The sequence below is a fragment of the Hohaiivirga grylli genome (genome assembly GCF_039655745.1).
Classification (GTDB): domain Bacteria; phylum Pseudomonadota; class Alphaproteobacteria; order Rhizobiales; family Beijerinckiaceae; genus Hohaiivirga; species Hohaiivirga grylli.
The window spans coordinates 792,102-814,502 of record NZ_JBBYXI010000001.1; the positions used below are offsets into that span (position 1 = coordinate 792,102).

Here is a 22,401-nt window from a genome sequence, read left to right on the forward strand (position 1 = left end):
TTGATTTCACTTCACCGTTTCCAGATTAAACGCCGCAGCAAACAAAGCCTTGGTGTAATCTTCCTGCGGATTTGAGAAGATGCTTTCAGCATCACCTTGCTCAACAATATCACCATTGCGCATCACGATAATGCGGTTGGAGATGGCGCGGACGACCTTGAGGTCATGGCTGATGAACATATAGGTGAGTTTGCGTTTGAGTTGCAGCTCACGCAGGAGCTCAATGATCTGGGCCTGAACAGACATATCAAGCGCTGAGGTTGGCTCGTCCAGCATGATGAAGCGTGGTTCGAGGACGACTGCGCGGGCAATGGAAATGCGCTGGCGCTGGCCGCCTGAAAATTCATGAGGGTACCGATCCATGACTTTTGGATCAATCCCTACGTCATGCAGAGCCTGTGCAACGATATTCCGCTGCTCTTCATAAGAGAGGTTACGCTGCTGGACGCTCAGGCCTTCGGCAACAATCTCGGCAACTGACATACGTGGGGAGAGTGAGCCGTATGGATCCTGAAAGACGATTTGCAGGTCTTTGCGTAGGGGGCGGATTTGTTTGGCTGTCAGGCTGTCAATGCGGTTGCCAAGAAATGCAACCGGGCCTTCTGATGAAATCAGGCGCAGGATTGCCAGACCAAGGGTTGTTTTACCGGAGCCGGATTCTCCAACAATGCCAAGCGTCTCACCTTCGCGGATGCTGAGGGAGATATCATTGACGGCTTTAACGTGCCCGACGGTGCGGCGCCAGAAGCCCTTTTTGATTGGGAACCAGACCCTGAGTGGCCCAGCCTCAACAATTGTCGGGGCATTATCCTCTATCGGATTAGCCCGACCTTTGGGCTCGGCAGCCAGCAGGCGCTTGGTATATTCATGTTGCGGGTTGTTGAAGACTTCTGAGACAGGCCCTTCTTCAATAATCTTGCCTTTGAGCATCACACAGACGCGGTCGGCAATCTTGCGGACGGTGCCGAGATCATGGGTGATAAACAGCATCGACATGTTGAGCCGTTTTTTGAGATCTGCCATCAGTTCCAGAATCTGGGCCTGAATGGTGACATCAAGGGCTGTGGTTGGCTCATCCGCAATCAGCAGTTCCGGCTCATTGGCGAGGGCAACTGCAATCATAACACGCTGGCGCTGACCGCCCGAGAGCTGGTGCGGATAGGCGCCAAGACGGCTTTCTGCATCGCGCAGGCCAACAAGATTCAACAGTTCCAGTGTTCTTTTCCGGGCCTGTTGGTCATTCAGACCCTTATGGATTTTCAGGATTTCACCAACCTGCTTCTCAATGGTGTGAAGCGGGTTAAGGGATGTCATCGGCTCCTGAAACACCATTGTGATGTCATTACCGCGAACCTTCAGGAGATCATTCTCTGAGGCTTTGAGCAGGTCTTTGCCTTTAAAGAGAATTTCACCAGAGGGGTGGCTTGCTGATGGATAGGGAAGAAGCCGCAGGATTGAGAGCGATGAGACAGATTTGCCTGAGCCGGATTCTCCAACCAGCGCAACCGTCTCTCCCTTGTTGATATGGAATGAGATATTGTCGACAGCCAGCTGATCCTTGCCATCCTGATGGAAAGCAACGGAGAGATTATTGATGGAGAGGAGAGGGCTATTCATCGGAATGTCTTCCTCGGATCAAGGGCGTCGCGGACAGCCTCACCAATAAAGATCAGCAAACTCAGCATAACAGCAATTGTAAAGAAGCCGGACAAACCAAGCCAAGGAGCCTGAAGATTGGCCTTACCCTGTGCCAGAACTTCACCAAGTGATGGTGAACCGGGCGGTAAACCGAAGCCTAAGAAGTCGAGCGATGTTAGGGTGGAAATGGCGCCATTCAGAATGAAGGGCATGAAGGTCAGGGTCGCAACCATGGCGTTGGGCAGCAGGTGTTTGAACATGATGGTCCGGTCACGCAGGCCAAGGGCGCGTGCGGCACGTACATATTCAAAATTGCGGCCACGCAGAAACTCTGCTCTGACAACACCAACCAGAGCTGTCCACGAGAACAGTAGCAGGATGAAGAGCAGGACAAAGAAGCTTGGTGCAATGAATGAGGAAACAACCAGCAGCAGATAAAGCGATGGAATGGCTGTCCATATTTCAATGACGCGCTGGAATATCAGATCAACCCAGCCGCCGAAGTACCCCTGTACCGCACCGGCCGCAATACCGATGACAGACGAAAGGGCAGCCAGTATCAGACCGAATAAAACAGAGAGGCGGAAGCCATATATCAGACGGGCGAGAAGATCTCTGGCCTGATCATCTGTGCCCAGCCAGTTCCATTCAAGATCCCTGCAGGTTGAGCCACCTTTGCGTTCAGCAACGGTTTTGCACTGTTCATCGCTCAGCATCCATGTGGGCGGTGAGGGAGCCGGAACCGGGATGTCGTAATTGTTGGTGAAATACGAGAAACGGATTGGTGGCCAGACCATCCAGCCGTTGGCATTGATCTCATCCGAGATTGCCTTGTCGCGATAATAGGTTTCAGCCAGAAAGCCGCCGAATTTCTCTTCCGGATAGTCAATCAGGACAGGAAACAGAACTTCGCCTTTGTAATAGGCAATAATTGGTCGGTCATTGGCAATGAACTCTGCGAACAGGCTGCCAATAAACAGGATCATAAAGACCCAGAGAGACCAGTACCCGCGACGGTTGGATTTAAAGTTGTTCCAGCGTCTGCGCGTGATTGGTGAGAGCCTCAGGAAGCCGGACTTGTCGATTGGTGGTGCAACCGGTGCAGCTGTTGAGGCTGAATGAACGGATTGAATATCGCTGGTCATATCACACCTTCCTGCTCTCGAAGTCGATGCGCGGGTCGATCCAGGTATAGGCAAGATCGGAGACCAGATTGGCGATGAGGCCAAGCAGCGAGAAAATGAAGAGGTTGGCGAAGACAACAGGGTAATCACGGCCAACAATTGACTCATAGGACAAGAGCCCCAGCCCATCCAGTGAGAAGATCATTTCAATCAGCAGTGAGCCGGTAAAGAATGCCGAGATAAAGGTTGAGGGAAAACTGGCAATCACGATCAGCATGGCGTTGCGGAAAACGTGTCCGTACAGAATCTGGTTTTCCTTAAGCCCCTTCATCCGGGCTGTCAGAACGTATTGCTTGCGAATTTCATCAAGAAAGGAGTTCTTGGTCAGCAGTGTCAGTGTCGCAAAGGCCGATAATGACATGGCAAACAATGGCAGGATGAGGTGGTGGAAGTAATCCAGAATTTTACCAAACAACGATAGTTGGGCAAAGTTTTCACTGGTCAGGCCGCGCATTGGCAGGAAGCTCATATTGAATGAACCACCCGCAAACAGAATAAGCCCAAAGATTGCGACCATGAAGCCCGGAACGGCATAGGCGATAATAATTGCCATGGAGGTCCAGCTGTCAAAACTGGTGCCGTCCCTGACTGCTTTCTTGATCCCAAGCGGAATAGAGATGAGATATGAGAGAAGGGTCATCCATATCCCGAGCGAAATGGAAACCGGCAATTTCTCTTTGATGAGTGAGAGGACGTCAATATCGCGGAAGTAGCTCTTGCCGAAATCAAAACGGGCATAGTCCGAAAGCATTTTGACGTAGCGTTCGTCCCATGGCTTATCGAGACCAAACTGTTTTTCAAGGCTTTTGATAAACTTCGGGTCGAGGCCCTGCGCACCGCGATAAGATGAGCCGCCTTCGCTGCCGCTCATAGCCGCGCTGCCGATATCACCGCCACCTCCCGATATACGGGAAGTTGCACCCAGATTTTGCCCCTGTAACTGCGCAATGACGCGCTCAACCGGGCCACCGGGCACAAACTGGGCAATTGCAAATGTAACCGTCAGAACACCCCATATGGTGAAGACCATGAGGATCAGGCGGCGCAGGATGTATGAAGCCATTAATCAAGCCGTTCAGAATGCATTTCAGCTTCAGGTTTAAGCTGAAAGCCTTAACGGATTGTTTACCGTAAACGGATTGTGCAAAATTTCTGTCAGCCTTTACCGATTTTCTTCGCCTTCTCGGCATCATACCACCATGTCATTGGGGCACCGGTATCAAAGCGGGGGCGTTTGTCTGGTCGTGAGTACATATTCCACCAGGCAACCCAGCTTTTGTTATTGTACCACATGGGGACCCAGTATTTTTCTGCACGCAGGATACGATCAAGAGCACGGCAGGCAATATTCAGTTCCTCCCGGCTTTTGGCTGCTGAGATATGCTCAATCATGGCATCAATGGCCGGGTTGCTAATGCCGCAATAGTTCAGTGAACTTGGTGTTTTCGCCGCCTGAGAACCATAGACAAGGCGGAGGCTGTCCCCGGGTGTTAATGAGCCGCCTGCATTTAGGCTGATAATATCAAAATCAAAAGAATTCAGCCGCTGCTGGTATTGTGAAGCATCAACGATCCGTGACCGGGCATTAATGCCAAGCCGGCCAAGGTTGGCAATGAATGGCTGGGTATGGGGTTGCAGTGTCGGCTGAAAATCCAGAAACTCAATCTCAAATGCTGAGCCGTCTGGTAAGAGGAGTGAGCGCCCTTTACGTGTGCAGCCTGCCTCCATCAGCAGTTGGTCGGCTCTTCGCAAAAGGTTTCTGTCCTGTCCTGAACCGTCAGATACAGGAGGCAGATAGGCCTCGTCAAAAACGCTTTCCGTGATATCCTTGCGGAATGGTTCCAGTAACGCCAGTTCCTCAGGTGAAGGCTTTCCTTTCGCCTTCATGACTGAGTTCTCAAAATAAGATGTTACACGCTGGTAGGAGCCATACATGATCGTGGCATTCGTCCACTCGAAGTCAAAAGCAAGACCGATGGCTTCGCGAATGCGTGCATCTTTAAATTTATCCCTGCGCAGATTGAAACGCCATCCTTGAGCTGAAACGGGGGCTTCAGTTTCAATGCTGTCTCTGAGAACGCGCCCATCCTTGATAGCAGGGAAATCATACCCGGTGGCCCAGATGCGCGAGGTATATTCTGCCTGATAGCTCAGGATCCCACCCTTGAAGGCCTCAAAGGCAACCTGTCGATCGCGGAAATATTCGTAACGAATACGGTCGAAATTATTGAGGCCGACATTCACGGGGAGGTCTTTACCCCAATAGTCAGTGACACGCTCAAATTCTATAAACCGGCCCTGCTCAAAGCGGGAGACTTTATAGGCCCCTGATGTAAGTGGGGCCTCCAGTGAAGCAGCACCAAATTCCCGTCCAGTGTAATAGGCTTTTGAGAAAATGGGCATTGCAGCAACCGTCAGATGCAAGTCGCGTGCACGTTGAGGGGAGAGTGTAACTTTCAGGATATGTTTGGCTTCTGCTTCTGCTGAAACCATATCCTTCAAAATGAGGCGGTAGGTTGGATAAACCTGCTCATCATTTTTGAGTGTATTTAGTGAAAAAGCGACATCTTCCGCAGTTAGTTCTGAGCCATCATGGAAACGTGCTTCCGGACGCAGGCGAAATCGGAAAGTATTTTTATCGTTTGAGATTGATACTGATTGCGCAACGAGCCCGTAAGCGGAGTCGGGTTCATCGCTCGATGATGACATCAGGCTGTCGTAGACCATGCCCATGCCGGCAGCACCTTGCCCACGGAAGGCAAAAATATTCAGGGTATTGAAGGTATCAAATGCCTGATTTCCGCCTGTTGAAGTAATTTGCAGGGTCAGCTGACCGCCTTTGGGAGCATTGGGATTTACGTATGGAAAATGTTTGAAGTCAGCCGGGAGTGCGAGGTCTCCAAAACTTGAAAGACCATGAGTTGTGGTGGAGGCTGCATAAGCGGCTTTAAACGGTAGTTGAGCCAGGACTCCGGCAGCGCTTGCTGTCAGAAGGAGGTCGCGACGTGAGACGGGCATTATCGAGCAGCTCCTGTTTTCTCTGCCAAGGTATTATCGTACCACCAGATAATCGGGAAGCCTGAACTGCCATAGTTGGGCAGCTTGTCTGGGCGACCAAAACGGTTCCAGCGCAATGTCCGTGAGGTGGCTGAGGACCATTGTGGCATTACATAATTGTTTGCCATCAAGACACGATCAAGGGCGCGGGTTGTGGCGACCAGTTCATCCCGGTCTTTGGCAAAGACTATTTTATCAATCAGGGTATCAATCGCTGGGTTCTTAATGCCAGCAAGATTACGGCTACCCTGCTCATCAGCTGATGCGGAGCCCCAATAGCTGCGCTGTTCGTTGCCTGGTGATAATGTCTGTACCCAGTTCTCGGCAGTCAGGATATCGAAGTCAAAGTTGCGCGTGCGGTTTTTATACTGAGCCGGGTCAACTGTTCGGATTGTGACCGTTATGCCAAGCTTCTCAAGGGCCTGTTTGTAAGTCAGGGCATAAGCTTCAAAGCTTGCGTTATCAGATAGAAATTCCACCTTGAAAGGTTCACCTGTTTTGGTGCTGACAAGTGTTCGGCCTTTTAGTTCATAACCAGCTTCTTTCAGTAAGCCCAAAGCCTGACGAAGGTTCTCTCTGACCTGATCCGCTGTGGCGTTGACCGGGTTACGATAGGGAGCTGTAAACACGCTGTCCGGAACCTGCCCGCGGAGGCTTTCTAATATTTCCAGTTCTCGTCCTTGTGGCAGGCCGGAAGAGGCAAGCTCTGTTCCGAAGAAGTAGGAATTGATGCGGGAATACAAGCCATAGAACAGGTTCTTGTTTGTTTCTTCAAAGTTAAAGGCAAGATTAAAAGCGCGGCGTACGCGCTCATCCTTGAACTTGTCACGGCGCAGATTGAAGACAGAAGCCTGCATGATGCCGATATTGCGCATCGCAAACTCTTCCTTGATGACACGTCCCTGTTCAAGGGCTGGGAAATTATAAGCAGTTGACCAGTTTCTTGCGATGTTCTCTGCCCGGAAATCATACTTGTCTGCCTTGAAGGCCTCGACCAGAACAGTGGCATCCCGATAGTACTCATACCGGATTTCATCAAAGTTATACTGGCCCACATTTACGGGCAGGTCTTTGCCCCAATAATCCTCAACGCGTTCAAAGACGGCTGAACGCCCGGTTTCAAAGGATTTCAGTTTATAAGGGCCAGACCCCAGCGGTATTTCAAGGGTTGTCTGGGAAATGTCACGCTTTTTACCATTGGCATCTGCTCCTTCCCACCAGTGTTTGGGTAGGATTGTCAGCTGCCCGACAATGAAGGGAAGCTCTCGATTTCCCTTCTCTTTAAAAGTAAAGGTAATGCTGCGTTGGCCGTTTTTTATGACCTTGTCGACATTTGCATAATAGGAGCTATACATTGGGCTGTATTGCTTGAAAGCTTCAAATGAAAAGATAACATCATCAGAAGTAATTGGTGTGCCATCATGCCATTTGGCACCTTCGCGCAGAGTGTATGTGACACCAGAGTAATCATCCGGATAGCTGACAGTTTCAGCCAGCTGTCCATACATCGCATCAACTTCGTCCTGAGATGACGTCATCAGGCTTTCATAAATAAGCCCAATGCCACCAAGCACCTGCCCTTTGACACCTGCAACGACAATATTGAGGCTGTCGAACGTTCCCTGTGTTGCCAGTCGGACGGTTCCGACTTTTGGAGCTTGAGGATTTACATAATCAAAATGCTTGAAATCTTTTGGAAGCTTGGGTTCACCAACCAGAGCCAATCCGTGTCTGAGCAGGTCTTTCTGTGCCTGAGCCTGTGCGGGAAGCAAAAGAGCTGCAGAAAAGGCAAGGATTATAAGCTGGCGAAACACACGCATCTCCCATTTTGTGACTTTGAAAGTGAATTTATTCTGTTTTGAAGAAATAGGAACCCTATTCTTGCTCTTGCCGAAAAGATGCTGGTGACAGTCGATCTGTTGGGACAAAAAGAAAAGACCGGAGAAACCCCGGTCTTCATATTCTTGAATGTAATCGGTTTGATTACTTCTGTTCTGTTGCGCCTTCAGCAGGAGGAGCTTCAGGGAATGGAACAGGATTGTCAGACAGAGTGCGCAGGTAAGCCAGAACGTCTGCACGATCCTTGGCATTCTTGAGACCAGCAAAGGTCATCTTTGTACCTTTAAGGTATTTTGCTGGTGTATTGATCATGTGATCAATGTCTTCGTAAGTCCATTTTCCGCCCTTTTCCTTAACGACCTTGGAATAGGCAAAGCCCTCGTGGGAGCCAGGTACGCGATCAACAATACCCCAGAGATTCGGGCCAATACCATTCTTGCCGCCCTTGTCAAAGGTATGGCAGGAGACACACTGCTTGGCGATTGTCTTACCCTTATCGGCATCTGCACTGGCCAGAAGGGTTGGCAGAGGAATATCTGCGGGCTTGTTTGGATCTTCAACGACTTCACCGGCAACTGTTGGCAGGTTATAGCCTGCAACTGCAGGTGGGGCAGATGTAAAGATAAACTGACCCGTCAGGTGGATGATAACGACCACAAGAAGGCAACCAAAGAGTGCCCCGAGGAATTTATTGATTTCCATAACCATCGTAAGGGTTCTCCCCGTTTTGTCTGCAAAGGCGGTAACAGGTAGGAAATCTGTTCCGGCTGTTGGGCAAACTCATGTAGCTACGTTTCCCCGAACAGCGGGTTGCGCGACCACATGCCATATGGAAGCGTTGCTTACCTCTTCCAGAAAAAATTGACAATGGCTAATGCGGCAATTTGGCATAATTGCCAAATCTATCTTCTCGTAAATTTGTATAAACCGCTCTGCCAACAATCGTGTGAATGCCTGATGCAGCCTGAAAAAACCTTGAATGACAAGCAGGTAGTTTATTGCTAAGGAGATTTATCTGAAAAACTGTTCTCTAAGGGCAGAGATACTGAAAGTCTGATTTTTGCAGTGATAACGACACATAAATGTGTTTTCTGCGAGATCATTACAATTATGTGTTCTGGAATCACAATGAAACCGCTTGTTCTTATCCCATCCCGTCTTGCTGCAACGCGTCTTCCCAATAAGCCATTGGCAGATATTGCCGGTGACCCAATGATTGTTCATGTCTGGCGCCGCGCCTGTGAGGCTGATATCGGCCCGGTTGCCATCGCAACGGATGCTGAAGAGATTGCGGAGGTTGTAACCAAGGCTGGTGCGCAGGTTGTGATGACAAGCGCTAATCATACAACAGGCTCTGATCGTATTCACGAAGCTTTGCAGAAGCTTGATCCTGCTCGTGAATATGATGTGGTTGTGAATGTTCAGGGTGATTTGCCAACAATTGATCCTAAGGCGATTGCTGCATCCATTCAGCCACTTGACGATACTGCTGTTTCTATTGCGACACTGGTTGCCGAGATCAAGGTTGATGAAGAGCGCAGCAATCCCAATGTCGTGAAAATGGTTGGCACCAAACTGTTTGCGCCAAACCGTTATCGGGCTTTGTATTTTACACGGGCAACCGCTCCATATGGTGATGGGCCGCTTTATCATCACATTGGTCTCTATGCCTATCGCCGTATGGCGCTTGAGCGTTTTGTAACGATGTCGCCTTCACAGCTTGAGATTCGCGAAAAGCTTGAACAGCTTCGCGCAATTGAGGCAGGCATGAGGATTGATGCGATGGTTGTTGATGATGTACCTTTAGGGGTGGATACACCTGCCGATCTTGAACGGGCTCGACAGATTATTGCCGAACGTCAGACTGCAAAGTAAGCTGTTCGCTTGATATAAGTCTTGAGAGTATTTTAAATACGGGTTTTGAATATGCCACTAAGAATATCATTCCAGGGGGAACCCGGCGCTAACTCACATAGTGCCTGTCAGGAAGTCTTTCCTAAGTGGGAAGCCGTGCCTTGCCCGACTTTTGAGGATGCTTTTGCAGCCCTTGCTGATGATACTGTCCAACTGGCTATGATCCCGATTGAAAACTCAATTGCAGGGCGTGTCGCTGATATCCATAATCTGCTGCCAACATCCGGTTTTCATATCATTGGCGAACATTTTCTGCCCATCCACTTCCAGCTGATGGGATTGCCCGGGGCTGATCTGTCAACGATCAAGTCGGTTCACAGCCATATTCATGCGCTTGGACAATGCCGTAAGATTATTCGCAAGCTTGGTTTCAAGGCTGTTATCGCTGGTGATACGGCGGGTGCAGCGCGCGAAATTCGTGATGCGCAGGATATCACTCGTGCTTCATTGTCACCACGCATGGCGGCTGACCTGTACGGGTTGAAGATTCTTCTCGAAGATGTCGAAGACGAGGTCTACAACACAACACGCTTCGTTATTCTGTCCAGAACACCTGATTGGGTGCCGGTTGGCAAAGGGCCGACGGTAACAAGTTTTGTGTTCCGGGTCCGCAATATTCCGGCGGCTCTTTATAAAGCGCTTGGTGGTTTTGCCACTAATGGCGTGAACATGACTAAGCTTGAAAGTTACATGGTTGACGGACAGTTCACGGCGACGCAGTTCTATGCTGAAGTCGATGGACACCCTGAAGAACCAGCTCTCAAGCGTGCCCTTGAGGAGCTGGACTACTTCTCAAAGGAACTGCGTGTTCTGGGTGTTTATGCAGCGCATCCATTTCGGGAGCGTCTGGATCTCGGACCAGCTGAATAAAAAACAATCAGTTTTCCAGAAAGATGCGCAACAGATGATGCGCAATCGCAACGGGAGGAGGGGCGCTTCGCCCTTCCGGATGATTGCCTTCAAAGAGTTGACGCACCTCTTCTTTTGAGAACCAGTGAGCCTCTTCAATCTCTTCTTCATCAATCACAATATCTGAGCTATCGGCGATGCCATGCATGCCGATCATCAGGCTTGATGGAAAGGGCCATGGCTGGGATTGCAGATAACGGACTTCTCCGACACGAACCCCTGTTTCCTCAAAGACTTCACGGCGGACCGCCGCTTCAACGGTTTCGCCCGGTTCAATAAAGCCTGCAAGGCACGAAAAGCGTCCGGGTGGGAAATGGGGTGAGCGCCCAAGCAGACACTGGTCGCCTTTTGTAATCAACATGATTACGACAGGATCTGTTCGCGGAAAATGCTGGGCATTGCAGAAGGAGCAATCCCGCCTGAAGCCTGATGACGCATGAGAGGTTGGGTGGCCGCAATTTGCGCAGAAACGATTGCGGTTATGCCAGGTCAATATTGATTTGGCAGAGGCCAGCAGGCCAAGTTCGGCTTCCGGCAAAAGCATATCTGTTGCCAGACTGCGCAGATCGTTGACGATAAATGAGGTGTTTGCCGCAAATACTTCTGCTTTTTCGTTGGAAATCAGCGTCGCAATCACGGGGACATCATTGTAGTCGCCGAGTAAAACCTGCTCTTTATGGTCGTCTGGCATTTCGAAATCATGGCGACTGAGCAAAGCTGTTAGTGGTGGGCCTTTACGGGCAATAACTTTGTCTTCTGCACATAAGATCGAAATATAGGAACCTGCTTTTAAGGTATGCTCAAGCGCCAGCGGGTCCTGCTGTACGGTGTGGCGCACAAGTGACGGACGAGAAGAAAAACCAAGCGGTGCCATAAAGAACCTCAAAAACGAAATCACTGATGTTTGTACATATGTGGGGGCCAGAGGATGTGAGCCTAGGCACAATCATGATGATGATAACTAAAGTGTCCTGATAAATATTGAAATGTTTCCCTGAAAAACTGTGTCGTGTTTGTGTGAAATTCCCCACATCATCCCAAAGATACTTGCGTTTGTTTGCACAAACCCCCATATAAGCGACGGGAGGCTGGCGAGGGACGTTTCATTCGCCAACCGGGTCAGGTCCGGAAGGAAGCAGCCCCAACGAATTCGAGCGGGTCTTCGTCCAGCTTCCCACCTTTCTTGCAATGGTACCCTTGGGGTTCGGGCCATTCTTTGAAAGATTGCGAATTCGTGGCTAGGGGCTATTATAACGCTCCAATACTGAAACCCCGTTGAACTGGCCCGATGGAAGATACCGAAACAGGCGTAAATCATTTTGATGATCCTAATCAGTTGTCTCTGATGGGAGAACCTGCTGCACCTGCACCTCAACAGCAGAGTGCCAGTGGCTATCGTGTTCTGGCCCGTAAATATCGACCATTGACCTTTGAGGATCTCATCGGTCAGGAGGCAATGGTTCGTACACTCTCAAATGCTTTTGATACGGGACGCATTCCTCAGGCCTGGATGCTGACAGGTGTTCGTGGGGTCGGTAAAACCACGACAGCCCGCATTCTTGCGCGTGCACTCAATTATCAACTGGCTGATGGCACAGGTGCGCCAACAATTCATATGCCAAACCTTGGCGTTCACTGTGAAGCGATTATGGAATCGCGTCATGTTGACGTGCTGGAGATGGATGCGGCGTCGCATACGGGTATTGAGGACGTTCGTCAGATTATTGATGGTATCCGGTACTCTCCGGTGTCAGCGCGCTATAAAGTCTACATCATCGACGAAGTCCACATGTTGTCGGAAAAGGCATTCAATGCTTTTCTGAAAACTCTGGAAGAGCCGCCGCCACACGCCAAATTTATTTTTGCAACAACTGAAATTCGTAAAGTTCCAATCACGATTCTCTCCCGCTGTCAGCGGTTTGATCTGAGACGTGTCGAGGCAGACCAGCTGGTGAATCATCTGGGCCGTATCTGTGAGAAGGAAAGTGTCAGCGCAGAGCCTGCCGCTTTAAGTGCAATCGCCTTGGCTGCAGAAGGCTCGGTTCGTGACAGCCTTTCGCTGCTCGATCAGGCGATTTCTCATGGTGGTGGTAATATCGTGGCAGATACTGTGCGCGATATGCTTGGCCTGGCAGATCGTACGCAGGTGATTGATCTGTTCGAAGCCGTTATGCGTGGTGATATGCCGGCCAGTTTTGCAGCACTGCGTAACCAGTATAATTCAGGTGCTGATCCGGTTGTCATTATGTCCGATCTTGCATCATTCATTCATCTGGTTACGCGCCTCAAGCTGGTGCCTGATACGGCTAAAGATCCGTCTGTGACGGAAATTGAGAGAACAAGAGGGCTGGAATTCGCTGAGAAGCTTTCTGTCCGTGTTCTTTCCCGTGCATGGCAGATTCTGCTCAAGGGTATTCCTGAGGTTCAGAATGCTGCCCGTCCGGTTGCCGCAGCTGAGATGGTTCTTGTGCGCCTTGCCTATGTAGCAGATCTGCCGACACCTGATGAGGCTATCCGTGCTTTACGCAATAATGGCCGAAGCACGGCTGCATCAGTTTCGACGAATGGGCAAAGTGCCCGTAATAGTGCTGTCAGTAACAATAGTGCACCAGTGAATGCTGGTCAGATTACACCGTCTGCTTCTGCTCAGTCGGTGCCTGTTCAATCTCCCCCACCCATGGGCGGTGCGCCAACAATGATGGCGGTTTCCGGTGGTGGCAGACCAGCTCCAATGCCTGTACCGATGTCTGCTCCTACACCTGTGCCTGTGGCTCAAGCCGAACAGGCTCAGCCAATGGGTGGCGTCCGGTTGCGTCGCTTTGAAGATGTCATAGCTTATGCTGGTGAACAGCGGGAGATGCGCATTAAGGTTGCTCTCGAGAGTGATGTTCATCTGGTTCATTTTGAAGAAGGCCGCATAGAGTTTCGTTTGGCAGAGGGGGGTAGCCAGACACTTGCCAATGAGCTGGCCCGTTTGCTGCATGACTGGACAGGTCAGCGCTGGATTGTTGCCTTATCTTCAAATGATGGTCAGGAAACGGTCAGAAATGTCCGTGAGCAGAAAGCTACCGAACGTCGCAATACCGTGACGGCGCATCCGCTGGTTCAGACAATTTTATCTCAGTTTCCCGGTGCGCAGATTACAGACGTGAGAGACCGTCGTGAAGAAATCGCTCCGACTGCTGATCCGGAAATCGATAATGAGCCTGATACAGGCAGCGATTTCGACGAACTATAAAACAGATACATCCTTCAGGAGATAAAGCCATGCGCGATATGATGGGTTTGATGAAACAGGCTCAGGCCATGCAGAAGAAAATGCAGGATATGCAGGCCGAAATCGAACAGATGACCGTTGAAGGAACGTCTGGTGGTGGTGCGGTTAAAGTAACCCTTTCTGTCAAAGGTGACATGAAAGGCATTGCTATTGACCCAACTCTGATGGTTCCTGATGAAAAGGAAATTCTCGAAGACCTGATCGTTGCCGCAATGGCTGATGCTCGTACAAAAGCTGAGCGCATTATGCAGGAACGTATGGCCGATGTCACAGGTGGCTTACAGCTCCCTCCCGGTATGAAGCTGTTCTAAGGCTTAGATTATGGCGCGCTCTGTTGCAGGACCGGAAATCGAAAGATTGATCCAGCTTTTAGCCCGACTTCCCGGGCTGGGGCCGCGGTCTGCACGTCGTGCTGCTTTACACCTGATCAAGAAACGTGAGCAGCTCCTGCAGCCACTTGGTGAGGCAATGCAGGTGGCATGTGAGCGCGTTATGGTCTGCGATAACTGCGGAAATATTGATACGGCTAATCCTTGCACGCTCTGTTGTGATACCAGCCGTGATAACTCAATTCTGGTTGTGGTTGAGGACGTATCCGATCTTTGGGCGCTTGAACGTGCAGGGGCTCTCAATGCACGCTATCATGTTCTGGGAGGCGTATTATCGCCGCTCGATGGTGTCCGGCCGGAACATCTCAATCTCGACAAGCTTGTGATGCGTGCGGCTGATACTTCCGTAACAGAAGTCATTCTGGCTCTCAGTGCGACAGTGGATGGACAGACCACAGCCCATTATGTGACTGAGCTACTCTCTCATTGTGATGTGAATGTCACCAAACTGGCCCATGGGGTACCGGTTGGTGGTGAACTTGATTATCTGGATGAGGGAACTCTTTCTGCTGCTATCAAGCAGCGGACGCGATTCTAAGAGACCCTGATTTTACTCATATAGCCATATACAATATTGGGTGGAGTAATGTGATTATTCCGCCCAATATTGTATGAAATTCCTTTCTGTATTCAGATCTCTTCACCAATAAGTCTTGACGTTGTGCTATTTTGTCGCACATATATGTGTTGACATAAATAGCGCTGCGAAATTTTCGGAAATTCTCTGAACTCTAAGCTACGTAATGGGTTGTGCTTTCGTAGTAGTTGGTATGTGTTTTGATGATAGCGCTGTTAAGGCAAGAATCGTTGCGCTGCAAAGGTTTTGGGCCTGATTTTGAGTATAATTTAAAGTGCGGGCTGCGTGAAAATGTCCTATATTAGGCACATTAAGAAGCATACGTGTTTCCTCAGGAGGCTACTGAAATGGATGCTACCGTAAATAAGCCTGATGTCGTCATTGATCCATGGCGCGGCTTTAATGCAGGTGACTGGAATACAAGCGTCGATGTACGCGACTTCATCCAGAAGAACTACACTCCTTATGAAGGCGATAGCGCCTTCCTTGCCGGCGCAACAGAGCGCACAAAAGCCGTTTGGGAGAAGCTTTCCAAGTTGCTTGCTGAAGAACGCAAGCGCGGCGTACTTGATGTTTCCGCTGATCGCGGTTCAACAATCACAGCACATGATGCTGGCTATATTGATCGTGATCTTGAATTAATCGTCGGTCTTCAGACCGATGCACCTTTGAAACGCGCAATCATGCCAAACGGCGGTCTGCGCATGGTGCAGAATGGTCTCGAAGCTTATGGCTTCAAGTCTGACCCTGCTGTTGATGAAATCTGGACACATTACCGTAAGAGCCACAATCAGGGCGTCTTCGATGTTTACTCTCCAGAAATTCTGGCTGCTCGTAAGTCTGGTGTGATCACCGGTCTACCAGATGCTTATGGCCGTGGTCGAATTATCGGTGACTACCGTCGTGTTGCTCTTTATGGTGTTGATTTCCTCCGTAAAGACAAACAGCGTGAATTCCATGAGCTTGATAACGGCGTATTCACCGAAGACGTCATGCGTCTACGTGAAGAGCTTTCCGAACAGTGGCGCGCTCTTGATGAGCTGAAGCAGATGGCTGCAAAGTATGGCTATGATGTCAGCCGTCCTGCAACAAATGCTCGTGAAGCTGTCCAGTGGGTTTACTTTGCCTATCTCGCAGCTGTGAAGGAACAGAATGGCGCTGCCATGTCCTTCGGCCGTGTTTCGACATTCCTTGATGTCTACATTCAGCGCGATCTGAACGCTGGCGTTCTGACAGAAACTGAAGCTCAGGAACTGATTGACGATCTGGTCATTAAGCTGCGTATCGTTCGCTTCCTGCGTACACCTGATTACGATCAGCTGTTCTCTGGCGATCCAACCTGGGTTACAGAATCCATCGCCGGTGTCGGTGAAGACGGTCGTCCTCTGGTTACAAAGAACAGCTTCCGCTTCCTGCAGACGCTTTACAATCTTGGCCCAGCACCAGAGCCAAACCTGACTGTTCTGTGGAGCACAGAGCTGCCACAGGGTTTTAAGGATTATGCGGCTCAGGTCTCAATCGAAACATCATCGATCCAGTATGAGAGCGATGATGTGATGCGTCCTAAGTGGGGTGATGACTACGGCATTGCCTGCTGTGTCTCTGCGATGCGTATCGGTAAGCAGATGCAGTTCTTCGGCGCTCGTGCAAACCTTGCCAAGGCCCTTCTTTACGCAATCAACGGTGGCGTTGATGAAAAGACAGGCACAAAGGTTGCCCATGGTTTCGAACCAATCACAGATGACGTGCTCGATTATGATACCGTCATGAAGAAGTTCGATCCGCTCATGGACTGGCTTGCCGCTACCTATGTTAAGGCTCTGAACTGCATTCACTATATGCACGACAGATATTCCTACGAGCGTATTGAGATGGCGCTGCATGATCGTGATATCCTGCGCACCATGGCTTGCGGTATCGCCGGTCTCTCGGTTGCTGCTGACTCCCTGTCAGCCATCAAGTTTGCCAAGGTAAAGGTTATTCGTAACGAAGAAGGTCTGGCAACAGACTTCGAAATCGAAGGCGATTACCCTGCTTATGGTAATAACGATGACCGTGCAGATGATATTGCCGTGTCTCTGGCTTCTTCCTTCATGGAGAAGATCAAGGCTCAGCCATATTTCTACCGTAACTCCATGCCGACCCAGTCTGTCCTGACGATCACATCCAACGTGGTCTATGGTAAGAAGACAGGTAATACACCTGATGGTCGTCGTGCTGGTGAGCCGTTCGCTCCGGGTGCAAACCCAATGAATGGTCGTGACGTGAAGGGCTTCGTAGCTGCCGGTGCTTCGGTTGCCAAGATCCCTTACGAATGTGCCCTTGATGGTATCAGCTGGACAGCTTCGGCAACACCTGATGCCCTTGGTCGCTCACTTCCAGAGCGTAGCCGTAACCTGGCAAATTGCCTTGATGGCTTCTCGGGTGGCGGTGGCTTCCACGTTAACGTCAACGTTTTCAACCGCGAGACGCTTATTGATGCCATGGAGCATCCAGAGCTCTATCCGCAGTTGACAGTTCGTGTGTCTGGTTATGCTGTCAACTTCATCAAGTTGACCCGTGAACAGCAGCTTGACGTTATCAGCCGTACGTTCCATGCCTCCATGTAATGGAGCACCTGACGGTTCTATGATATAATATTGACGGCCGGTTTATCCGGCCGTTGATTTTGAGGAGTGGTAAGAATGGCAAATACCCCGGATACATCTCCCGAGCGTAAAGAGGCCGCCGCAGGCAGCATCGCTGACGGTGATGTGGTCGGGTATCTCCATTCCGTTGAAACGGGCGCTGCGGCTGATGGCCCCGGTGTGCGTTTTGTCTTCTTTACCTCTGGCTGCCAGTTTCGCTGCCTGTACTGCCATAATCCTGATACGTGGAAACTCCATCGTGGCCGCAAGGTGACGGTTGATGAGGCACTTGCAGAGCTGAAACCTTTGGCCGGTTTCTTTAAATTTGCTGGCGGGGTCACCATTTCGGGTGGTGAACCACTCATGCAGCCGGAATTTGTTGGAGCGCTTTTCCGGAAGGTTAAAGAACTGGGCCTGCATACGGCACTCGATACTCAGGGCTTCCTGCATCACGATACAGATGACAGTTTCTATGATGCTGTCGATCTTGTCATGCTGGATATCAAGCATAGTGATCCGGTTAAATACAAGGAACTGACAGCCCAGGAGCTGCAGCCAACCCTTGATTTTGCCAATCGTATGGTGCGTCTCGGCAAAGAAATCTGGATACGTTATGTGCTGGTTCCCGGCTGGACCGATGATGTCGATGATGTTGAGAGGCTGGTTGATTTCGTTGAGACGCTTGGAAAAGCTGTCACCCGTGTCGATGTCCTGCCATTCCACCAGCTCGGTGCCCATAAATGGGAAGAGGTGGGAATGGAATACGCGCTGAAAGATACGCCAACACCAACGCCAGAACTTGTCGATCGTGTGAAAAAGCAGTTTGCAGACCGCGGCTTTTTGGTGCAGTGAGGTTGGACTCCTCTAACTTTAGTAGAGGTGCTATAGAAGCACCGACTCATAATGTTAGAAAATTGGACACTTGTACAAAATTATAGTAATTTGATACGTAAGTGCTCTGCAGATTTTCCCTTTGGGGTGTGAATTGGAAAATGACTGATCCTGTTCTGGGAGAGGTCGTATGTATTTGATGCTCTGTCATTAGGGCAATCACTGGAAGAAAAGTGTAGAACGATGAATAAAACTCTGACGCTGGTCATCAACTGTGGTAGTTCCTCTCTCAAATTTGCCCTTATGCCGAATGAAAGCGGTGAAGATCCGGTATTGAGCGGTCTTGCCGAACGCCTTGGCGATTCTGATGCTTCAATTACCTACAAGTCTTCAGAAGGCAAAAAAGAAGAGAGCCTGAATGGTGGTGATCATGCCACTGCTCTTGAAGCCCTGATCAACCATATTGATCAGAAAGGCCTTCTGGCTTCTGTTACTGCTGTTGGCCACCGCGTCGTTCATGGTGGTGAAGAGTTCCATAAGTCTGTTCTGATCGACGATAAGGTCATTGCAGCAATTGAGCGTTGCAGCCCACTGGCTCCTCTGCATAACCCACCAAACCTGCTTGGTATTCGCGTTGCCCGTGAAAAGCTGCCAGCTCTGCCACAGGTTGCCGTGTTTGATACAGCTTTCCATCAGACAATGGAGCCACAGGCTTACCTCTATGCCCTGCCAATGGAATACTACCGTGAATACGGTGTACGTCGTTATGGTTTCCATGGCACAAGCCATCGCTTCGTTTCTGACGAAACACGTCGCATGCTGGCTCTTGATCCAAAAGATCACGGCATCGTAATTGCCCACCTCGGTAATGGTGCATCAGCAACAGCCGTCAAGAATGGCGAAAGCGTTGACACAACAATGGGCCTGACACCTCTCGAAGGTCTGGTCATGGGTACCCGTTCCGGTGACGTTGATCCAGGTGCACTGGTTTACCTTGCTAACCGCGCCAATATGTCAATCAATGACCTCGACAACATGCTGAACCGCAAGAGTGGTCTGCTTGGTTTGTCTGAGCTTTCGAATGACTGCCGTACACTGGAAGAAGAAGCTGCAAAGGGTCATCCGGGTGCCAAGATTGCTCTTGACGTTTTTGCTCACCGTCTTGCCCGCCTGATCGGTGGTCTGGCCATGTCTCTTGATCGTCTGGATGCCGTGACATTCACAGGTGGTATTGGTGAAAACTCCTCACTGCTCCGCAAGATGACAATTGAACGTCTGAAGCCATTTGGTATCGTTCTTGATGATGCTGCTAACGAAAAGTGTGTTCGTGGTACTTCAGGTGTCATCAGTGGTGCAACAGGTCCTAAGGCACTTGTTGTTGCAACCAATGAAGAGCTGATGATTGCACGCGATACCCTCGCGATTGCCAACGCCTCCCGTTAATCGGGAGGCCAAACTTAAGGCACACCAGAATGGTAAAGAAAGCAAAGACATTCTTCCTTGTTCCGGTTGGTAGCGATGCGCCTCTGACCTCCATGGGCCTCGGTCTTGTCCGGGCTCTGCAGAGAGATGGTATCAAGGCTGGTTTTGTCAAACCGATCGCCCAGCGCGTTGGCCTCGGCCGTTCGGTTTTCTCGACACATTTTGCACGCACCATTTGTCATATTGATGCTCCATCCCCACTTCCTTCCGCACATATGGAAACATTGCTGCGGACAGGTCGGATGTCTCAGTTGATGGAAGAGGTCGTCAATATTGTTGAACCGACCCGTAATGACAATGATGTTGTTATTATTGAAGGTCTTCTGCCTGATGGCGATCGCCAGTTTGATGCGCGCGTCAATGTTGAGATGGCTCGCGGTTTGGCATCAGAGCTTATTCTGGTTGTTAATGCCAGCCGTCATACACCGAGTGAACTGGTTGAAAGCATTGAGCTGACAACGCAGCAGTTTGGTGATGATCTCAAGCCAAGTGATGTCGTTGGCATTCTGATCAATCGCATTCCGTCTGGTGCGGAAGGCGAGCAGTTCATGTCTGACTTCCGTCGTCTCTATTCAGCTGCCCCGGTTCTGGCTGCTGCGCCGACAGAAGATCGCTTGAATGCACCGCGTCTTCTGGACGTTGCAACGGCTCTGAACCTGCGTGTTGAACATGCCGGTAATATGTCCCGCAGCCGCGTTCATGAGGTTGTTGTTGCAGCCCGTGCTGTCGAAAACCTGATTGACCGCCTGCGTCCGGGTGCACTTGTTGTTGCACCGAACGATCGTTCTGATGTCATGCTGGCAACCGCTCTGTCGGTTCTGCGTGGTGTGCCACTCGCTGGGCTTCTGCTGACATGTGGTCATACAATCTCACCAAAGATTGAACCACTGATGCAGTCTGCCCGTCTGGCCGGTCTGCCAATTCTGTCCAGCGATGGTGATACATTCGACACCAGTGCCCGCATTGCCGCTTATCGCGCCCATCTTGGTGCCGATGACGTAGAGCGTGCCGAGCAGGTGCTTGATTTCGTATCAGAATACGTCAAGACAGATCGTCTGCGTAAGAAGATCGGTGAGCCTTCTGAACTGCGTATGCCACCTCCAGCCTTCCGCCATCGTCTGGTGGAAAGTGCCCGTAAGGCTAACAAGCGTATTGTTTTGCCAGAAGGTGACGAGCCACGCACATTGCAGGCTGCTGCTATCTGTCACGAAAAGAAGATCGCTCATTGCGTTCTGATTGGTGATGAAGATCGTATCCGCGATATCGCTGCCGCTCAGGGTGTTGAGCTGCCAGCCGATATCGAGATTGTTGATCCGAACAAGGCTAAAGCCAAGTACATTCCGCCAATGGTGGAACTGCGCAAGGCAAAAGGCATGACAGAACCGCAGGCTGAAAAAGAGCTTGAGGATACCGTTGTTCTCGGCACCATGATGCTCGCAAATGGTGATGTTGATGGTCTTGTGTCTGGTGCTGTTCACACGACAGCCAACACAATCCGTCCAGCTCTGCAGCTGATCAAGACAGCTCCGGGTTCCAGCATCGTATCAAGCGTGTTCTTCATGCTGATGCCTGATCAGGTTCTGGTTTACGGTGACTGTGCCGTTAATCCTGATCCGACAGCTGAGCAGCTGGCAGATATTGCCATTCAGTCGGCCGATTCAGCAAAGCAGTTTGGCATTGAGCCACGCATTGCCATGATCTCCTATTCAACAGGTTCATCCGGTAGTGGTGATGACGTTGAGAAGGTGCGTCAGGCAACGGCTCTGGCTAAAGAAAAGCGCCCTGATCTCCTGATCGATGGCCCGATGCAGTATGATGCTGCCAGCGTTCTCAGCGTTGGCAAGCAGAAGGCTCCGGACAGTCAGGTTGCCGGTCGCGCCAATGTGTTCATCTTCCCTGATCTGAACACAGGCAACACGACCTATAAGGCCGTTCAGCGTTCTGCCAATGTTGTATCGGTTGGCCCGATGCTTCAGGGCCTGCGCAAGCCAGTCAACGATCTGTCTCGCGGTGCTCTGGTCGACGATATCGTCTATACCATTGCCCTGACAGCTATTCAGGCAGACGCGGAATAAGTGTCTCCTTATAAAACTAAGGCGCCGCTTGCGGCGCCTTTTTTATTTTGTCTTTTCATAACCTGATAAGACCCATGTAGCTGTCTTAATGCGTTTAATCATACCTTTCTCTAGCATTCGATGTAGGTATGTCCTGAAAGTATTGTTCTTCATGTGTAAGTTTGCATATTGAGCTGCATGAAATAATTCTTGCGATTTCATAGGTTTTTTTGAGCTAGAGAGCTCTTTAATAATAATATCCTCAACTAAAGCACGGGTGATGCTATTTTTACGTTTAACATCTCTTAAGGCATAGCTTTCATGTCTAGCTTTAATAAGTTGCCTTTCTAAAGCATGTTTCTCCTGCTCCAGTTCTAAAATTTGATGTCCTATTTTTTCAATTTCTTCTAAGAGACGTTTTTCGTAAGCATGGCCTTCAATGGTATTCATTTTGTTTCATTTCTCTTTTTTGAAACATTAATGAAATTACTTATAAAAAATAAATTTTAAAAATCAATGATATAGTGTGTTGAAATATTAGGTAAAACATGATAAGAAAAGATTTATCTTTTCTTATCATGTTTTAATGTCAAAAAACTTACTTGTTGCAAAATTTTGAAGCT

General features: G+C 49.9%; 17 protein-coding genes and 1 other RNA gene. 10 read left to right on the top strand and 8 right to left on the bottom strand.

The window, feature by feature from the left end; translation table 11 throughout:
• Positions 1–6 precede the first annotated feature (6 nt).
• The 6 genes from WJT86_RS03415 to WJT86_RS03440 form a co-directional block, all read right to left on the bottom strand.
• A complete protein-coding gene (locus WJT86_RS03415) occupies positions 7–1,617 on the bottom strand; it encodes an ABC transporter ATP-binding protein (protein WP_346336078.1) in 1,611 nt (536 codons plus the stop codon).
• The gene (locus WJT86_RS03420; RefSeq protein WP_346336079.1) at positions 1,614–2,783 is read right to left on the bottom strand and encodes an ABC transporter permease; all 1,170 of its coding nucleotides are present in this window, start codon (positions 2,781–2,783) and stop codon (positions 1,614–1,616) included. The genes WJT86_RS03415 and WJT86_RS03420 overlap by 4 nt, the downstream gene beginning before the upstream one ends.
• Before the next feature lies 1 nt (position 2,784).
• Positions 2,785–3,885: a microcin C ABC transporter permease YejB gene (locus WJT86_RS03425; RefSeq protein ID WP_346336080.1), complete on the bottom strand. Its 1,101-nt coding sequence runs from the start codon at positions 3,883–3,885 to the stop codon at positions 2,785–2,787.
• Positions 3,886–3,977: 92 nt separating this feature from the next.
• Positions 3,978–5,840 (bottom strand): extracellular solute-binding protein, encoded by a 1,863-nt coding sequence (locus tag WJT86_RS03430; protein WP_346336081.1) that lies wholly within the window; start codon positions 5,838–5,840, stop codon positions 3,978–3,980.
• Entirely contained in the window at positions 5,840–7,699 is a 1,860-nt protein-coding gene (locus WJT86_RS03435) for an extracellular solute-binding protein (RefSeq protein WP_346336296.1), read from the bottom strand. Before WJT86_RS03435 ends, WJT86_RS03430 begins: the two co-directional genes overlap by 1 nt.
• Before the next feature lie 163 nt (positions 7,700–7,862).
• Entirely contained in the window at positions 7,863–8,426 is a 564-nt protein-coding gene (locus WJT86_RS03440; RefSeq protein WP_346336082.1) for a c-type cytochrome, read from the bottom strand.
• A gap of 420 nt (positions 8,427–8,846) precedes the next feature.
• Between WJT86_RS03440 and WJT86_RS03445 the strand changes: the two genes are divergently transcribed.
• Entirely contained in the window at positions 8,847–9,593 is a 747-nt protein-coding gene (locus WJT86_RS03445; RefSeq protein ID WP_346336083.1) for a 3-deoxy-manno-octulosonate cytidylyltransferase, read from the top strand.
• A gap of 51 nt (positions 9,594–9,644) precedes the next feature.
• Positions 9,645–10,502, top strand: coding sequence for a prephenate dehydratase (locus WJT86_RS03450; RefSeq protein ID WP_346336084.1), 858 nt, complete (start codon positions 9,645–9,647; stop codon positions 10,500–10,502).
• 7 nt (positions 10,503–10,509) lie between these two features.
• On the opposite strand, the gene nudC is transcribed toward WJT86_RS03450, so the two are convergent.
• The gene (gene nudC, locus WJT86_RS03455; protein WP_346336085.1) at positions 10,510–11,415 is read right to left on the bottom strand and encodes an NAD(+) diphosphatase; all 906 of its coding nucleotides are present in this window, start codon (positions 11,413–11,415) and stop codon (positions 10,510–10,512) included.
• A gap of 207 nt (positions 11,416–11,622) precedes the next feature.
• On the opposite strand from nudC, the gene ffs reads away from it, so the two are divergent.
• The 8 genes from ffs to pta all read left to right on the top strand — a co-directional run bounded on the left by ffs (position 11,623) and on the right by pta (position 21,799).
• An RNA gene (gene ffs, locus WJT86_RS03460) (signal recognition particle sRNA small type) lies at positions 11,623–11,721 on the top strand.
• Positions 11,722–11,829: 108 nt separating this feature from the next.
• On the top strand, positions 11,830–13,779 hold the full coding sequence (locus tag WJT86_RS03465) for a DNA polymerase III subunit gamma/tau (protein WP_346336086.1): 1,950 nt from the start codon (positions 11,830–11,832) through the stop codon (positions 13,777–13,779).
• 29 nt (positions 13,780–13,808) lie between these two features.
• On the top strand, positions 13,809–14,129 hold the full coding sequence (locus WJT86_RS03470) for a YbaB/EbfC family nucleoid-associated protein (protein ID WP_346336087.1): 321 nt from the start codon (positions 13,809–13,811) through the stop codon (positions 14,127–14,129).
• A gap of 10 nt (positions 14,130–14,139) precedes the next feature.
• Positions 14,140–14,745, top strand: a complete 606-nt coding sequence (gene recR / locus WJT86_RS03475) for a recombination mediator RecR (protein WP_346336088.1) — start codon at positions 14,140–14,142, stop codon at positions 14,743–14,745.
• Positions 14,746–15,131: 386 nt separating this feature from the next.
• Positions 15,132–17,393, top strand: a complete 2,262-nt coding sequence (gene pflB / locus WJT86_RS03480; protein WP_346336089.1) for a formate C-acetyltransferase — start codon at positions 15,132–15,134, stop codon at positions 17,391–17,393.
• Between the two features lie 75 nt (positions 17,394–17,468).
• The gene (gene pflA, locus WJT86_RS03485) at positions 17,469–18,263 is read left to right on the top strand and encodes a pyruvate formate-lyase-activating protein (protein ID WP_346336090.1); all 795 of its coding nucleotides are present in this window, start codon (positions 17,469–17,471) and stop codon (positions 18,261–18,263) included.
• Between the two features lie 222 nt (positions 18,264–18,485).
• Positions 18,486–19,685, top strand: coding sequence for an acetate/propionate family kinase (locus WJT86_RS03490; protein WP_346336091.1), 1,200 nt, complete (start codon positions 18,486–18,488; stop codon positions 19,683–19,685).
• Between the two features lie 29 nt (positions 19,686–19,714).
• Positions 19,715–21,799, top strand: a complete 2,085-nt coding sequence (gene pta / locus WJT86_RS03495) for a phosphate acetyltransferase (RefSeq protein ID WP_346336092.1) — start codon at positions 19,715–19,717, stop codon at positions 21,797–21,799.
• A 42-nt stretch (positions 21,800–21,841) separates the two neighbouring features.
• Here pta and WJT86_RS03500 read toward each other — a convergent pair whose 3' ends face one another.
• Positions 21,842–22,228 (bottom strand): hypothetical protein, encoded by a 387-nt coding sequence (locus tag WJT86_RS03500; RefSeq protein WP_346336093.1) that lies wholly within the window; start codon positions 22,226–22,228, stop codon positions 21,842–21,844.
• Between the last annotated feature and the right edge of the window lie 173 nt (positions 22,229–22,401).

What these genes read in the sequence shown, in the direction of transcription:
- pflA (WP_346336090.1), top strand. Translation starts at nt 17,469, where the DNA reads ATGGCAAATACCCCGGATACATCTCCCGAGCGTAAAGAGGCCGCCGCA.
- pflB (WP_346336089.1), top strand. Translation starts at nt 15,132, where the DNA reads ATGGATGCTACCGTAAATAAGCCTGATGTCGTCATTGATCCATGGCGC.
- WJT86_RS03450 (WP_346336084.1), top strand. Translation starts at nt 9,645, where the DNA reads ATGCCACTAAGAATATCATTCCAGGGGGAACCCGGCGCTAACTCACAT.
- WJT86_RS03435 (WP_346336296.1), bottom strand. Translation starts at nt 7,699, where the DNA reads ATGCGTGTGTTTCGCCAGCTTATAATCCTTGCCTTTTCTGCAGCTCTT.
- WJT86_RS03420 (WP_346336079.1), bottom strand. Translation starts at nt 2,783, where the DNA reads ATGACCAGCGATATTCAATCCGTTCATTCAGCCTCAACAGCTGCACCG.
- nudC (WP_346336085.1), bottom strand. Translation starts at nt 11,415, where the DNA reads ATGGCACCGCTTGGTTTTTCTTCTCGTCCGTCACTTGTGCGCCACACC.
- recR (WP_346336088.1), top strand. Translation starts at nt 14,140, where the DNA reads ATGGCGCGCTCTGTTGCAGGACCGGAAATCGAAAGATTGATCCAGCTT.
- WJT86_RS03470 (WP_346336087.1), top strand. Translation starts at nt 13,809, where the DNA reads ATGCGCGATATGATGGGTTTGATGAAACAGGCTCAGGCCATGCAGAAG.
- WJT86_RS03500 (WP_346336093.1), bottom strand. Translation starts at nt 22,228, where the DNA reads ATGAATACCATTGAAGGCCATGCTTACGAAAAACGTCTCTTAGAAGAA.
- WJT86_RS03465 (WP_346336086.1), top strand. Translation starts at nt 11,830, where the DNA reads ATGGAAGATACCGAAACAGGCGTAAATCATTTTGATGATCCTAATCAG.
- WJT86_RS03415 (WP_346336078.1), bottom strand. Translation starts at nt 1,617, where the DNA reads ATGAATAGCCCTCTCCTCTCCATCAATAATCTCTCCGTTGCTTTCCAT.
- WJT86_RS03425 (WP_346336080.1), bottom strand. Translation starts at nt 3,885, where the DNA reads ATGGCTTCATACATCCTGCGCCGCCTGATCCTCATGGTCTTCACCATA.
- WJT86_RS03490 (WP_346336091.1), top strand. Translation starts at nt 18,486, where the DNA reads ATGAATAAAACTCTGACGCTGGTCATCAACTGTGGTAGTTCCTCTCTC.
- WJT86_RS03430 (WP_346336081.1), bottom strand. Translation starts at nt 5,840, where the DNA reads ATGCCCGTCTCACGTCGCGACCTCCTTCTGACAGCAAGCGCTGCCGGA.
- pta (WP_346336092.1), top strand. Translation starts at nt 19,715, where the DNA reads ATGGTAAAGAAAGCAAAGACATTCTTCCTTGTTCCGGTTGGTAGCGAT.
- WJT86_RS03445 (WP_346336083.1), top strand. Translation starts at nt 8,847, where the DNA reads ATGAAACCGCTTGTTCTTATCCCATCCCGTCTTGCTGCAACGCGTCTT.
- WJT86_RS03440 (WP_346336082.1), bottom strand. Translation starts at nt 8,426, where the DNA reads ATGGTTATGGAAATCAATAAATTCCTCGGGGCACTCTTTGGTTGCCTT.